This window comes from Nonomuraea sp. NPDC001831 (assembly GCF_042892035.1).
GTDB lineage: Bacteria > Actinomycetota > Actinomycetes > Streptosporangiales > Streptosporangiaceae > Nonomuraea.
The window spans coordinates 89,094-100,951 of sequence record NZ_JBIATU010000027.1 but is presented as its reverse complement, the minus strand read 5'-3'; the positions used below and the strand labels follow the sequence as shown (position 1 = coordinate 100,951).

Annotated in this window: 11 protein-coding genes and 1 pseudogene; all 12 read right to left on the bottom strand. The window is 71.3% G+C overall.

All coding sequences use genetic code 11. The features are described 5' to 3' along the window. Window positions 1-1,895: pseudogene (locus tag ACFYYW_RS46845) on the bottom strand (DNA-directed RNA polymerase subunit beta); the annotation flags it as partial. A 436-nt stretch (window positions 1,896-2,331) separates the two neighbouring features. After that, window positions 2,332-2,829 (bottom strand): hypothetical protein, encoded by a 498-nt coding sequence (locus tag ACFYYW_RS46840; protein WP_352325416.1) that lies wholly within the window; start codon window positions 2,827-2,829, stop codon window positions 2,332-2,334. After that, window positions 2,826-3,326, bottom strand: a complete 501-nt coding sequence (locus tag ACFYYW_RS46835; RefSeq protein WP_387660478.1) for a hypothetical protein — start codon at window positions 3,324-3,326, stop codon at window positions 2,826-2,828. The genes ACFYYW_RS46840 and ACFYYW_RS46835 overlap by 4 nt, the downstream gene beginning before the upstream one ends. 6 nt (window positions 3,327-3,332) lie before the next feature. Further along, window positions 3,333-4,493, bottom strand: coding sequence for an MlaD family protein (locus tag ACFYYW_RS46830; RefSeq protein WP_387660476.1), 1,161 nt, complete (start codon window positions 4,491-4,493; stop codon window positions 3,333-3,335). Next, window positions 4,490-5,470 carry an MCE family protein gene (locus ACFYYW_RS46825; RefSeq protein ID WP_387660473.1) on the bottom strand — a complete coding sequence of 327 codons (981 nt, stop codon included), beginning with the start codon at window positions 5,468-5,470 and terminating at the stop codon, window positions 4,490-4,492. The genes ACFYYW_RS46830 and ACFYYW_RS46825 overlap by 4 nt, the downstream gene beginning before the upstream one ends. Continuing rightward, entirely contained in the window at window positions 5,467-6,456 is a 990-nt protein-coding gene (locus ACFYYW_RS46820) for an MCE family protein (protein WP_387660471.1), read from the bottom strand. Before ACFYYW_RS46820 ends, ACFYYW_RS46825 begins: the two co-directional genes overlap by 4 nt. Then, the gene (locus ACFYYW_RS46815) at window positions 6,447-7,439 is read right to left on the bottom strand and encodes an MCE family protein (protein ID WP_387660468.1); all 993 of its coding nucleotides are present in this window, start codon (window positions 7,437-7,439) and stop codon (window positions 6,447-6,449) included. Before ACFYYW_RS46815 ends, ACFYYW_RS46820 begins: the two co-directional genes overlap by 10 nt. Then, window positions 7,436-8,491: an MCE family protein gene (locus ACFYYW_RS46810; protein WP_387660465.1), complete on the bottom strand. Its 1,056-nt coding sequence runs from the start codon at window positions 8,489-8,491 to the stop codon at window positions 7,436-7,438. Before ACFYYW_RS46810 ends, ACFYYW_RS46815 begins: the two co-directional genes overlap by 4 nt. After that, the gene (locus ACFYYW_RS46805) at window positions 8,488-9,270 is read right to left on the bottom strand and encodes an MlaE family ABC transporter permease (RefSeq protein ID WP_387660463.1); all 783 of its coding nucleotides are present in this window, start codon (window positions 9,268-9,270) and stop codon (window positions 8,488-8,490) included. The genes ACFYYW_RS46810 and ACFYYW_RS46805 overlap by 4 nt, the downstream gene beginning before the upstream one ends. Continuing rightward, window positions 9,267-10,013, bottom strand: a complete 747-nt coding sequence (locus ACFYYW_RS46800; RefSeq protein WP_387660460.1) for an MlaE family ABC transporter permease — start codon at window positions 10,011-10,013, stop codon at window positions 9,267-9,269. Before ACFYYW_RS46800 ends, ACFYYW_RS46805 begins: the two co-directional genes overlap by 4 nt. A gap of 71 nt (window positions 10,014-10,084) precedes the next feature. After that, window positions 10,085-11,086, bottom strand: a complete 1,002-nt coding sequence (locus ACFYYW_RS46795) for an ABC transporter ATP-binding protein (protein WP_352325426.1) — start codon at window positions 11,084-11,086, stop codon at window positions 10,085-10,087. A 130-nt stretch (window positions 11,087-11,216) separates the two neighbouring features. Beyond that, entirely contained in the window at window positions 11,217-11,780 is a 564-nt protein-coding gene (locus ACFYYW_RS46790; RefSeq protein ID WP_387660457.1) for a TetR/AcrR family transcriptional regulator, read from the bottom strand. Window positions 11,781-11,858 lie beyond the last annotated feature (78 nt).

Sequence of the window (11,858 nt, the reverse complement as noted above, 5' to 3'; positions counted from 1 at the left end):
TCCTCGACCACGCCGGCCTTCTCGGCGCTGATGACGTCGCCGGCGTCGGTCGCGGCACGGTACTCCATGCCGGTGCCGACCAGCGGCGCCTCGCTCTTGAGCAGCGGCACCGACTGGCGCTGCATGTTGGAGCCCATGAGCGCGCGGTTGGCGTCGTCGTGCTCGAGGAACGGGATCATCGCGGTGGCGACCGACACCATCTGGCGCGGCGACACGTCGATGTAGTCGACTTCCTCGGCACGGGCGAGCTCGGTCTCGCCGCCCTTGGTGCGGACCAGGACGCGGGACTCGGCGAACGACCCGTCGGGGTTGAGCGTCGTGTTGGCCTGCGCCTTGACGTAGCGGTCTTCCTCGTCGGCCGTCAGGTAGTCGATCTGGTCGGTCACCCGGCCGTCGACGACCTTGCGGTAAGGCGTCTCGACGAAGCCGAAGGCGTTGATGCGGCCGTAGGAGGCCAGCGAGCCGATCAGACCGATGTTCGGGCCTTCAGGGGTCTCGATCGGGCACATCCGGCCGTAGTGGGACGGGTGCACGTCACGGACCTCGAAGCCGGCCCGCTCACGGGACAGACCACCGGGGCCGAGCGCGGACAGACGCCGCTTGTGCGTCAGGCCGGCCAGCGGGTTGGTCTGGTCCATGAACTGCGACAGCTGCGAGGTGCCGAAGAACTCCTTGATGGAGGCCACGACGGGACGGATGTTGATCAGGGTCTGCGGCGTGATCGCCTCGACGTCCTGGGTGGTCATCCGCTCGCGGACGACGCGCTCCATGCGGGCCAGGCCCAGGCGGACCTGGTTCTGGATGAGCTCGCCGACGCTGCGCAGGCGGCGGTTGCCGAAGTGGTCGATGTCGTCGATCTCGACGATCACCTCACCGTTGGCGCCCGGCATCGACTCCTCGCCCGCGTGCAGGCGGACGATGTACTCGATGGTGGCGACGATGTCCTCTTCGGTCAGCGTGCCCTGCGTGATCTCGGAGTCGACCCCGAGCTTCTTGTTGATCTTGTAGCGGCCCACCTTGGCCAGGTCGTACCGCTTGGGGTTGAAGTACAGGTTCTCCAGCAGGGTCTGCGCCGACTCCTTGGTCGGCGGCTCACCCGGCCGCAGCTTGCGGTAGATGTCGAGCAGGGCGTCGTCCTGGCCGGCCGTGTGGTCCTTCTCCAGCGTCGCGCGCATCGACTCGTACTGGCCGAACCGCTCGAGGATCTGGTCGTTGGTCCATCCCAGTGCCTTGAGAAGCACGGTGACGGCCTGCTTGCGCTTACGGTCGATGCGCACACCGACGCTGTCGCGCTTGTCGATCTCGAACTCCAGCCAGGCACCCCGCGACGGGATGACCTTGCAGCCGTACAGGTCCTTGTCCGAGGTCTTGTCGACGTTACGTTCGAAGTAGACACCGGGCGAACGGACCAGCTGCGAGACCACGACACGCTCGGTGCCGTTGATGATGAACGTGCCCTTCGGCGTCATGAGCGGGAAATCGCCCATGAACACCGTCTGGCTCTTGATCTCACCGGTGGTGTTATTGATGAACTCCGCCGTGACGAACATCGGGGCGGAGAAGGTCATGTCCTTGTCTTTGCACTCATCGACTGAGTACTTGGGCGGCTCGAACCGGTGGTCGCGGAACGACAAGGACATGGTCCCCGAGAAGTCCTCGATGGGACTGATCTCTTCGAAGATCTCTTCGAGGCCCGACTGGGTCGGGACGTCCCTGCGCCCGGCCTGACGAGCCGCCTCTACCCGGCCCTTCCACTTCTCGTTGCCCAGCAACCAGTCGAACGACTCGGTCTGCAGGGCGAGGAGGTCAGGAACTTCGAGGGGCTCCTGGATGCGCGCGAAAGAGACGCGACGGGGACCAGCGGGTACGGCGGAGGCGTTGCGCGAGGCTGCCAACAGATGTCCTTCCGAGGGCTCGCGGCGGACTGACTACACGCACGCCAGACAACCTCGCAACGTGAGCAAGCATCACGGGTCGTCAAAGGGCAGCGCAAAGGGGCAGTGTAGCCGAACGGCACACGCCTGTCCACTTCGCTCTCGCTGCATGCTCCACGTTGGTCGCAGCATCGCCCGTTCAGCCGCAAACGTCAAGCCCGCAAGCCCGACTTTTAGCCGCCTAGAGGCCCGGACGCTGGGTTTTCTCCCCAGTGTGATCGGGCGCCTACCGCCAGGCCCAAGACGATACCCGCGATCGTGGGCGGTTAACGCTCCGTCACCCCGGGGGTCGAACCCATGCCGACCACCGATGTAGCTGTGACTGGAGTACCCCTATCAAGGGCTTCGCCAAACCTGATTTTTGGTAACAATTGAAGGTAGCGGCACGCCCGGCGGCTCAGGCCGTTCCCAGCAGCGTGGACAGCCCCTCGACCAGCCATCGCCCGTCTTGCCTGACCATGACGAACCGGGCCCGGTTCTGGGTCACCTGTTGCTGAGGCCTGTCCTGGTTCGGCACTACTTTTACCGTAACCATGTTCACGAACAACAGGACCTCGACCCTGTCCGGCGTGGCGCGCTCGACGCCGGCGTCCACCACGGCCGCGGTGCGGACGGTCTTCTCGGCCTTGGCCTTGGACACCAGCGACGTGGTGAGCTCCTTGTAATGCCTGGTCAGCTCGCCCGTCGTGTACGCCCCGGCCCGGGCGAGGTCGGCCTCCACCGAGCGGTAGTCGTAGGAGAACATGTCGGGGGCGACCTGGCGGGCCGTCGCCATCGCCTCGGCCCCGGCTCCTTCGGCCCCCCGCAGGTCACGCAGGTCGAACCACATCCTGGGCACCAGCACGCCCGCGACGATCACCAGGACGCCGAGCAGCACCACAGTGACGGTTCTCACACCACCTGCACCACCTTCGACACCAGCCACACGCCGCCGACCTTGGTCACGTCCATCGTCCAGCGGTAGAAGCGCTCCTGGGGCGGGCTCTTGGAGCCGTCCCAGCGGATCTCGGCGTCGGCCACCACCAGCACCTTCGCCGTGCCGCCGGACATCGACACCAGGCCGGTGGCGCGCAGGACGCCGTGCTGGACGACCTTGTTGGCGACCGTGGTGCTCTTGAGCTTGCCCGCGATGGCCTGGTAGCCGGTTCTGGCCCCGCCCGTGCAGGTGTCGAGGATGCGCTGCACGTCGGCGTCGACGGTCTTGTAGTCGAGCGAGATCAGGTTCTTGGCGTGGGTGCCGGCCGCGAGCAGCGCGGCCTGCCGGTCGTCGGCCAGGGCCTGCGCGTCACGCGCCTGGAGGGAGATCCACACGCCGGCGGCGACGAGCGCCGCCAGCGTCACGCTGAGGGCGGCCACCAGGATGCGTGCCGGGCGCGCGGGAAGTGCTCCCACCTGTGCTCACCCCTTCCGGCCGGTCGCCGGATCATAACCCGCGAGCCAGTCTTCAAGCCCTGGAATCGACGGAGGGGGTTGGGGAGCGGGGGCGTTGCGGGCGCCGCGCACGCCGGTCGCGCTGCCGCGCGGCTCCCTGCAGAACGCCTTCGGGTCGGGCGGCCGGGTGCTGACGTCGTGGGGCTGTCGCCTGCGTACGCCCTCGTAGCCGCGGGTGCACGGCCTGGGCACGTTGAGGTCGAGGTCGAGGCCGAAGTGCAGGCCGTCCCGGTCGACCACGGAGAAGGCGCCCGCGACGGCGGCCGGGTAGCCGATCAGGAGCTGCCGGAGGGCGGTGACCCGGGCGGAGACCGTACGGCCGCCGATCAGCAGGTGGGTCAGCAGCGGGCGCAGGTGCGGCGCGACGCCGGCGGTCAGCCGTTCGAGCGACTCGGCCGCGCGCGGGGCGCGGCCGATCAGGTGGGCGAGGTCGCCGCGACCGTCGCGGAGCGAATCGGTCAAGCTCGCCAGATTCCCGGCAAATGCCTTCAGATGGCCCCCAGAGGCCCGCTGAGCGTCGAGCACGGTCTCCCCGTCGTGCAGGACCGCGACCGTCTCGGGAAGCACGCTCTCGGCCTGTCCGAGCAGCTTCTCGCCCGCGTCGGCCAGCCGTCGCAGGGCGGGCCCGTTGCCGCCGAGCCCCTTGTCCAGCTCGGTCACGACCGTCTCCAGGTCGCGCGGGTCGACCGAGGCCAGCAGCCGGTCGGTGTCGCCGAGCAGCCGGGCCGAGGGGACCGGCAGCCGCGTGTGCGCGCGGTCGATCACGTCCCCTTCCCGCAGGTACGGCCCCGCGCCCCCGGCGGGCCGCAGGTCCAGGTACTGCTCCCCCACGCCCGACCGGTTGGCCACCACCGCCAGCAGGCCGCGGGCCGGGACGGGGTCGCCGGACCCGAGCCTGACCACGGCCCGCGCGCCGTCGCCCGCCACCGCCAGCGACTCCACCCGGCCGATCGGCACCCCTCGGTAGGTCACCTCCGAGCCGTCGAACAGCCCGCCCGCGTCGGCCAGCTCGACGGTGACCCGGTAGGCGGGGTCGAACAGGTCGGCGCCCACCCGGGCGTACCTGACCAGCGTGTACGCCACCGCCACCACCCCGATCAGCGCGAACGCCAGCAGCCTGACGGTCATCGCGCACCGCCGAGCAGGTTGCGCAGCGTGGCGCCGGGCGAGGCGTCGACGGTCAGGTCGGTGTTGGCGTAGTCGCCGCGCAGCATGGACGAGGCCGACCCCGGGAACGGGAACGTGATCGCTGTCGCCAGCCCCGACGCGACGCTGTCGCGCGCCCGGTCGAGGTTGAGCAGGAGCGCGCGCAGGTGGCGCAGGTCGGCCAGAGTGTCGGCCTGGGAACGCTCGACGACGCGGGTGGCGGTGCGGCCGAGCCGGTCGAGGGCGGCGAGCATGGCGGTCAGGCCGGCGCGCTGGTCCTTGAGCAGGGTGACGGCCGGGCCGATCTCGGTGGCGGTGGCCCTGATCGTGGCGCGCTGGGCGGCCAGGGTGCCGGTGAGGCCGTCGAGGGCGTCGATCAGCCGGACGATCTGCTTCTTGGAGCCGTCGAGCCCCGCGGCGAACGCGCCGAGCCTGCGCAGCAGGTCCTTCAGCCGGGCCGAGCGGCCGTCGAGCACGGCGGCCAGCTCCCGGTTGACGGTCGCGAGCTGGTCGAGGCCGCCGCCGTCGACCAGCAGCGACGCGGCCGACAACACCTCCTCGACCTCGGCCGTCGTGCTCGTCCTGGCCGCCGGGATCGGGCCGCTGAGCCGCCCGCGCCCGGCGGGCAGCAGCTTGACGAACTTCTCGCCCAGCAGGCTCGTCTGGGAGATCGCCGCCGACGTGCGGTCGGGCAGGGCGACGTCGCCGCGCACCTCGCAGACGACGTCGGCCCGCCAGTCGTCGCCCAGCTCCACGCCGGTGACCTCGCCCACGGTGACGTCGTCGACCTTGCACGGCGAGCGCGGCACCAGGTCGAGCGCGTCGGCGAACCGGATGGTCACCGCGTACGGCCGCTCGCCCAGGTCGGCGCCGCCGGGCAGCGGCAGCGAGGCCACCCCCTCGAAGCCGCAGCCGACCAGGGTCGAAAGCAGCAGCGCCAGGACGAGCGGGCCTCTCATCGCACGGGTCCTTCCGGCAGGGGGTCGGGCGGCTGGACGGAGGCGGGCAGCGGGACCAGGTTCTGGATGATCGTGTCGAACCAGCGTCCGTTGCCGGTCGCGTCGGCGAGCTGGCGGGCGAACGGCCCGAGCAGGGCCAGCGACCGGTCGAGGCTCTCCTCCTGGCGGCGCAGCACGGCGACGAACGAGCGCAGCCGTTCGAGTGCGGGCCTCAACGTGGTCCTGTTGTCGGCGACCAGCCCGTCGACCTGCCCGGCCAGCGCCACCGTGTTGACCAGCAGCCCGTGGACGACGGCCCGCCGCGCGGAGACCTCGCGCAGCAGCAGGTCGCCGTCGGTGACCAGGCCGTGCAGGTCGGCGTTGCGGCGGGCCAGCAGGCCGGTGACGGTACGGGCGTGGCTGACCAGGTCGTGCAGGCGGGCGTCGCGGGCGGCGACGGTACGCGAGAGCCTGCCGAGCCCCCGGAGGGAGGCCCTGATCTCCGTCGAGGAGCCTTCCATGGTCTGCGACAACACGGTCATGGCCTTGGCCAGGGCCCGCTCGTCGACGCGTCCCGCGGCCGCGCCCAGGTCCGCGACGGCGGGCGCGACCTCGTAGGGGACGCTCGTGCGCGACAGCGGGATCTGCCCCCGGAGCCGGCCGCCGCCCTCGGGGACGAGCATGACGAAGTGGGCGCCGAGCAAGGTCCTGATCCGGATGTCGGCCCTGGTCAGCGAGCCGAGCCGGACGTCGTCGGCCACCCGCAGATCGACGCGGACGTGGTCGCCTTCGAGATCGACGCCGGTGACCTCCCCGACCTTGACCCCGGCGATCATCACGTCGTCGTGCTCGCGCAGGCCCGCCGAGTCGGCGAACGCGGCCGAGTACGTGCTGCCGCGCGGCAGGCCGCCGACCGCCAGGGCCGCCACGACCAGCGCGACGGCCACGACGATGCCGCCGACGCCCAGCGGCACGGGATCGTGTCTCCTGAAGGGGGTCAGCGGCATCGCGGGCTCCCGTTGACGATCTTCGGAGTGCGCACGCCGCCGCTCCTGACCGTGAGCGAGCAGAGGTAGAAGTTGAACCACGACCCGTAGGAGGAGGCCCGGACGAGCCGGCCGAGACGGTCGGGCGCGCGGGCGAGGGTGTCCTCGACCAGGGCGCTCCTGGCGTTGAGCGCCTTGAGCAGCCCGTCCGCGTGCCGGACGCTCGCCCGCAGGTCGGGCCGGGCCCTGCGGACGAGATCGCCGGTGACGGCGGTGAGGCGGTCGAGGGTGGCCAGCGAGTCGCCGATGGCCTCGCGGTCGCCGGCCAGGCCGCCGATCAGGGCGCGCAGGTCGATCAGCAGGCGGTCGTAGTCGTGCTCCCGGCCGGCGATCTCGCCGAGCACCGCGCCGAGGTTGGTGATCACGCGGCCGATCACGGCGTCGCGGTCGGCGAGCGTGCCGGTGAGGGAGGCGATGTGGCCGAGCAGGGCCTCGACCGTGCCGCCCTCGCCCTGCAGCACCTGGACGATCTGCCAGCTCAGCTTGTTGACGTCCTGGGGGCGGATGGCGTTGAGCAGCGGCCTGAAGCCGTTGAACAGGGCCGTCACGTCGAGGGCCGGGCGGGTGTCGGTCACCCGGGCGCCCGGCGGGAGCAGGCCGGGACCGCCCGGGCCGGTGGACAGCGTCAGGTAGCGGTCGCCGACGAGGTTGCGCCAGCGGACGGCGGCCACGACCCCGCGGGGCAGCGCGGTGGTGCGCCGCACGGAGAAGGCGACCTCGGCCTGGACGCCCGCCAGCGTGACGCTCTCGACCCGGCCGACCCGCACGCCGGCGATGCGCACCTCGTCGCCCTCGCGCAGCCCGGAGGCGTCGGTGAACAGGGCGTGGTAGACGACCGCGGCGGTGAAGCGGGCGCCCGAGATCGTGATCGCGAGGGTGGCCACGCACAGGGTGGTGACGAGGGCGAAGACGGCCAGCTTGAGCGCCGGCCCGAGCGTGGTCATCGCAGCATCAGCCGCGCCAGGTCGGCGGTGCCGTCGTCGAAGCGCACCCCCGGGAAGGGCACGGGCGCGTGGTCGGGAAGGCCGTAGCAGGCCGGGCCTCTGCGGTCGGCGTAACGCGGGGTGTCCTTGCCCGGTTCGTACGGGTGCGCCGGCCGGACGATCTCCAGCACCGCCTTCGCGCTGCCGTGGCCGAAGGCGTTGTCCAGCAACGGCCGCAGGCGGTCGAGGCCGCGCAGGACGCACGGGATGACGGGCGCGTGGTGGGCGGCCACGTCGAGGGCCGGCCGGACGACGTGCGGCAGGCCGGCGATCCCGGGCTCGTCCGTGCGCAGCAGGCGGTCGGCGGCGGTGGCGGCCCGGGTGACGGCCGCGGTGGCCGGGCCGATGGGGGCAGCGGTGAGGGTGCGGCCGATCGCGGCGCTGTTGGCCAGGGTACGCAGCAGGTCGGGGGCGGCCTGGCCGTACCGGGCGGTGACGTCGGCGAGCTTGGCGATGTCCCGTTTCAGCGCGGGCAGGTGGGGCTGGAGGCGGCGCAGGTAGGCGTCGGTCCTGTCCAGGGTCGTGCCGAGCCGGGCGCCGCGGCCGTCAAGAGCGGTGGCCAGGGCGTTCAGGACGGCGTTCAGGCGTTCGGGGTGGACGGCGCGCAGGTGGGCCAGCAGGCGGTCGAGGATCTCGGTGATCTCGACGGCGGCGGACGAGGCCCTGATCACGTCGCCGTCGCGCAGCGGGCCGCGCGGCGAGGCGGGCGGGATCAGGGCGACGTACTTCTCGCCGAACAGGGTCTTGGCGCGCAGCTCGGCGGTGGAGGCGCGGTCGACGTCGTGGTCGAGGGCCAGGGTGAGGCGGGCGCCGTGGTCGGCGGGCGCCAGGTCGGTCACCTCGCCGACCACGACCCCGTTGACCTTGACGTCGGCCCGGCGGTCAAGCTGCAGCCCGGCGGCGGGCAGCAGCAGCGTGACGTGCCGGGCGGTGGAGAACGCCTTCGAGTAGACGGCCAGCGTCAGGGCCGTGAAGGCGGCGATGATCGCCAGGAGCGCGGCGCCGTGTCTCATCCGGCCAGCCTCACCGTCGTGGTCGTGCCCCAGATGGCCAGGCCGAGCAGGAGGTTGGCGACGTTGACCGTCACCAGCACCGCGCGCACGGCCCGCCCGACCGCCACCCCGACCCCGGCCGGCCCGCCGGTGGCGTGGAAGCCGTGGTAGCAGTGGATGAGGATCACCAGGACGGCGAAGACCATCGCCTTGCCGAAGGACCACAACACGTCGTAGGGCGACAGGAACAGCTCGAAGTAGTGGTCGTAGGTGCCCGTGGACTGGTCGTGCAGCACCGTCACGATCAGGCGGGTGGCGACGTAGGAGGCGAGCAGGCCGAGCACGTACAGCGGCATGACGGCGGCGAAGCCGGCGATCAGCCGCGTGGTGACCAGGAACGGCACCGGCGGGACCGCCATGACCTCCAGCGCGTCGATCTCCTCGCCGACCCGCATCGCGCCGAGATGGGCGGTGAACCCGCAGCCCACGGTGGCCGACAGGCCGATGGCGGCCACCAGCGGGGCGATCTCGCGGGTGTTGACGTAGCTGGACAGGAAGCCGGTGAAGGCCGAGCCGCCGATGCGGTCGAGGCCGGTGTAGCCCTGCAGGCCGACCTCGGTGCCGGTGAAGAAGGTCATGAAGGCGACGATCGTCATCGTGCCGCCGATCACCGCCAGGCCGCCGCTGCCCAGCCCGACCTCGGCCAGCAGCCTGAGCACCTCCCGGCGGTAGCGCGCGCCGGCCGGAAGGGCCCTGATCGCCCTGGCGTAGAACGCGCCCTGCCGGTCGAGCGCCCTCATGACCGCACCAGCTCGTTGTGGACCGCGCTGATCAGGAAGTTCTCGGCGAACAGCAGCAGGGCGGCGAACACCACGGCCTGGTTGACCGCCTCCCCCACGCCCTTGGGCCCGCCCGCCGCGCCCAGCCCCTTGTACGCGGCGACGAGCCCCGTCGTGACCCCGAAGACCAGCGCCTTGCCCTCCGAGACCCACAGGTCGGAGACCTCGGCCAGGGCGTTGAACGACTGCAGGTACGCGCCGGGCGAGCCGCCCTGGACGACCACGTTGAACAGGTAGCCGGCGACCAGCCCGACCGTGACGACCAGGCCGTTGAGCAGCGGCGCGACCAGCGCGCACGCGGCGACCCTGGGCACGACGAGCCGGTGGAGCGGGTCGACCGCGAGCACCTCCATGGCGTCGATCTCGTCCCTGATCCGGCGCGCGCCGAGGTCGGCGCAGATCGCGCTGCCGGCCGCGCCCGCGATCATCAGCGCGGTCACCACCGGGCCCGCCTCGCGGACGATGCCGAGCACGGCGGTGGCCCCGGTGAAGGACTGGGCGCCGAACTGGCGGATGAGGTTGCCGGTCTGCATGGCGAGCACGGCCCCGAAGGGGATGGCGACCAGCGCGGTGGGCAGGGCGCTCACGCTGACGATGAACCACGCCTGCCGGACGAGCTCGCGCACCTGGAACGGCCGTCGCGCGGCGGCCCTGGCGGTGTCGAGCGACATGGCGACGAACCGCCCGACCTCCGCCGTCACCATGTGCGGCCGATCGGATGCTTACGGTAACGCTCGCAGGCCGCGAGGAGGCACTTCTCGGTCGGATTCATGGTCTAGGCGACGCCGTCGGCGTGGGCGTCGATCAGCCGGGGGTACTCCTCCAGCCAGTTGCGGCCGCGTTCGTCCACGAACGAGCCCTGCGGCGGGATCACGCCATGGGCCGCCAGCCACCGGCCGGGCGGCTGCTGCGAGCGGCGCAGCACGTTGCCGCTCGGCATGAGCTGCGGCGGGATCGGCGGCAGCCCGCCGGGGTCGTGGCCCATCTGGGCCTCGGCCTCCAGCTCGGAGATGTCCTTCTCCTCCGACATGCCGATCGGGCCGTGCCTGCGGGCGTTGAGGAACTGCCGCACCACCGGCTCGTCGCTGGACAGCAGCATCTCGCGCGGCCCGAACATGACCAGCTCGCGGCGGAACAGCAGCCCGATGTTGTCGGGGACCGTGCGGGCGGTGTTGATGTCGTGGGTGACGATCAGGAACGTGGCCTCGATGTCGGCGTTGATGTCGACGATCGTCTGGTTGAGGAAGGCGGTGCGGACCGGGTCGAGGCCGGAGTCGGGCTCGTCGAACAGGATGATCTCGGGATCGAGCACCAACGCCCTGGCCAGGCCGGCCCGTTTGCGCATGCCGCCGGAGATCTCACCGGGCAGCTTGCCCTCGGCGCCGACCAGCCCGACCAGGTCGATCTTGTCCATCACGATCCGGCGGATCTCGGCCTCGGTCTTCCTGGTGTGCTCGCGCAGCGGGAAGGCGATGTTGTCGTAGAGGTTGAGCGAGCCGAACAGGGCGCCGTCCTGGAACAGCACGCCGAACAGCCGGCGCAGCTCGTAGAGCGTGCGCTCGGGGCAGCTCGCCAGGTCGTGGCCGTCGATCCAGATGTGGCCGCGGTCGGGACGCAGCAGGCCGACCAGTGTCTTGAGGAAGACGGACTTGCCGGTGCCCGACGGGCCGAGCAGCACCGAGATCTCACCCGCGGGCAGCGTGAGCGAGACATCCTCCCAGATGACCTGCCGACCGAACGACTTGGTCAACCCCTCGACCACGACCTCGACGCCCACTGGCCACCTTCCCGATCACAGGGAGCACTCAGGGGATAACGTGCCGCACACTTTACTTCCAGAATGCCCTCACGGTAGCGGCGAACCGAGGAATTGGAACCGGTTCCAATAACTTGTTACCCGGCGGTTATCAGACGTCCGGTCCAGTAAGACCGCGCAGGCTCGGGCGCAGCAGCCGGGCGATGCGCTCCGGCGGGACGTCGCGCAGTTCGGGCAGTTCGAGCAGCTGGTGGCCGACGGTCACGCCGAGCAGGATCGTGGTCATCAGCGCCGCGCGCAGGCGGGCGTCCTCGCCGGGGATCGACGCGGCGAGCCTGTCGACCTGCCGGGCGAGCGCCTCGCGGGCCGCCGTGCCCGCCTCGGGGTGGGTGAGCATCGAACGCATCATCGCCAGCGACCCCTGGGGCAGCTCGCCCATCTTCACGTCGAGGGTGCCGAGGAGGTGCTCGACCAGCTCCTCGGGGGTGGTGGCGGCCTCGGGGGCGGGCGTGGCGCGCACGGCGGCCCTGAAGAGCTCCTGCTTGTTGCCGAAGTACTGCATGACCAGGGCCGGGTCGACCGCGGCGGACTTCGCGACCGCCCTGATGGTGGCGCGCTCGTAGCCGACTTCGGCGAACAGCGCCCTGGCTGCGTCGAGGATCCTTCCCTCGGTTCTGCGCCGTCGTTCGGCACGGGGAAGCACTCGCTCGCTCACGGTCCGACTCTACCTGTGTTGACCGTTCGTCCGGATTCGCTCTACGCTCGTTGAGTCAACGGATGTTGAGCGAGATGT